Source organism: Bradyrhizobium niftali (assembly GCF_004571025.1).
Taxonomy (GTDB): Bacteria; Pseudomonadota; Alphaproteobacteria; order Rhizobiales; family Xanthobacteraceae; genus Bradyrhizobium; species Bradyrhizobium niftali.
This window is the reverse complement of the sequence record NZ_SPQT01000103.1, coordinates 1-2,437: the sequence shown is the minus strand read 5'-3', so window position 1 is coordinate 2,437 and position 2,437 is coordinate 1. Positions and strand designations below refer to the sequence as shown.

Here is a 2,437-nt window from a genome sequence, read left to right as displayed (position 1 = left end):
GCGCCAGCAGATTGGTCTGCTCGGCAATCGCGGTGATGAGCTTGACCACTTCGCCGATCTGCTGGGCGGCATGCGAGAGCTTACCGATGCGGCCGTCGGTCTCCTTGGCCTGCACCACGGCGGCCTCGGCGATACGGCTGGAATCGCGCACCTGGCGTCCGATCTCCTCGACCGAAGCCGAGAGCTCTTCCGTCGCGGTGGCGACCGACTGCATGTTGCTTGACGCCTGCTCGGACACACCGGCGACCTGGCTCGACAGGCTCTGGGTGGTCTCCGCGGTGCGCGTCAGCGTGGACGCCGCCGATTCGAGCTGCACGGCCGAGGCGGAGACGTTGGAGACGATGGCGCCGACCGCGCTCTCGAAATCATCGGCAAAGCGGATCAGCTCGGAGCGGCGGCTGGCGGCCTGCTCCCGGCTCTGGGCTTCGCTGGCGGCGGCATCGCGCTCGGCCTTGGCGACGGCCTGAACCTTGAACTCCTCGACTGCGCCGGCCATCTCGCCGATCTCGTCCTTGCGGCCGAGGCCCGGCAGCACGACGTCGAAATTGCCCGAGGCGAGCTCGCGCATCGCCTTGCACATCGCGATCATCGGGCGCGAGATGCCGTTGCCGAGCATCAGGGCGAGCACGGCGCCGATGGCCAGGCCGCCCAGCGCCAGCATCAGCATCAGCCGTTCGGTCTCCCCGATCGTTGCATTGGCGCTGGCCTCGATGCGCTGCTGATCGGCGGTCAGGTCCGATCGCAGCTCACCCGAAAGCTTGAGGATGGACGCCGCCGTCTTGGTCATCTCGCCGTTCGACTTGACGATGACCTTCACGTTCTCCGTCAGCTTGGCAAAGGAGGTGCGGTACTGCTTCAGCAGATTGCTGATCTCGGTGACGCGGTCGGTGATCTTCTGGTCGCTGGCATAGATCGAGACCAGCAGGGTCTCCAGGAACTTGATGCGGGCGATCACGCCGTCGGCGGTCTTCGGCTCGGGCTTGGCGACGAAGGCGCTGACCGAGGTGGAGACCGCGAGATATTGCGAGGTGACGTCCTTGGCCGTGGTCTGGACCGAGGCGAGCCCGGCGAGCGCCGCGGTATCGGCGAGGTCGTCGAACTTGAAGCGGATCTTGTTGCCGACGCTGTTGAGCTCATCGGCCGCGATCTTGTTGTTCTCGCGCGTCAGGGTGATGATCTCGCCGAATACTTTCGTAAAGCGCTGGAACTCCGCCTCGAGCTTGCCGACCTGCTCGCGGCGCGCGGCGCCGGTCGTGGCGGACGTCGACTTGGCGATCGCCGCCTTCAGATTCTCTTCGGCCGCCTTGGCCGCGGTCTCGTCGTCTGCCGCGCCGGTCAGCGTATAGGCCCGCGCCAGCCCCTGGTAGGCGATCAGCTCGCGGTCGACGGTTCGCGCGAGGTCCGCTTCCGCCACGCTGGTCCGGTAGGAGGCCACGGCGGCCTGGATCCGCTCGAAGCCGAAATAGGCGAAAGCCATGCTGACGGCGAGGATGGCCAGCACCGCCACGAAGCCGAGGATGATTTTTGCGCGAAAGCGCAAGGTTGGCAGTTTCGATGTGTTCGGCTTGGACTTGACGGACATTCCCCCACCCCATTCCATTCGCGGAAAACCAGGCGCAGCCCGGAAGCAGCCCGCTTCCCGACTCGTGTGCACGGTAATTGGCAAAGGATAAGCGGCGGTAAATTTGCGGCGTCGCAACTTGCGGTTCGGTGACGCGGGGGAATGCTCACCGTCGTCCTGGACAAGCGAGCGCCGATCCAGGACCCTTAGCCACAGGGAGTGGTTTGACGTAGATTCGGAGTTGCCAGCTGTCGCCGCCATTTCTCCCTGGGAGTATGGGTCCCGGATCTGCGCGCGCTTGAGGCGCGCTTGTCCGGGACGACAGCGGAGTATGAGGCGACGGCGCAGACTTCAGCGACGGCGAGCCTTACGCCGCCCGGATATTCGCCATGAAGCGGTCGAGCTCGGCGCGAAGGCGGGTGCTTTCGGATGACAGCGTCTTGGCCGAGTTCAGCACCTCCTCCGAGGCAGAGCCCGTCTCGGCGGCGCCGCGGTTGACCTGGCCGATGTCGGTGGCGGCGGTCTGAGTGCCCTGGGCAACGGTCTGGACGCTACGCGCGATCTCCTGGGTCGCGGCCCCCTGCTGCTCGACGGCGCTCGCGATCGACGTCGAGATCGACGAGATCTGGCCGATGGTCGCGCCGATCTCCTTGATCGCGGCAACCGACTCGGCCGTGGCGCCCTGCATGCCCGTGATATGGGAGGAAATCTCGTCGGTCGCTTTCGCCGTCTGGCTGGCCAACGACTTCACTTCGCTCGCAACCACGGCAAAGCCGCGGCCGGCTTCACCGGCGCGCGCCGCCTCGATGGTGGCGTTGAGCGCCAGCAGATTGGTCTGCTCGGCAATCGCGGTGATGAGCTTGACCACTTCGCCGA

At 66.0% G+C, this 2,437-nt stretch carries 2 protein-coding genes; both read right to left on the bottom strand.

What is annotated here, in order from left to right:
* A partial coding sequence (locus tag E4K65_RS46540) for a HAMP domain-containing protein (RefSeq protein ID WP_167771708.1) occupies window positions 1-1,582 on the bottom strand: 1,582 nt, incomplete at its 3' end.
* A gap of 346 nt (window positions 1,583-1,928) precedes the next feature.
* On the bottom strand, window positions 1,929-2,437 hold a 509-nt coding region (locus tag E4K65_RS46535), incomplete at its 5' end, for a methyl-accepting chemotaxis protein (RefSeq protein ID WP_235886072.1).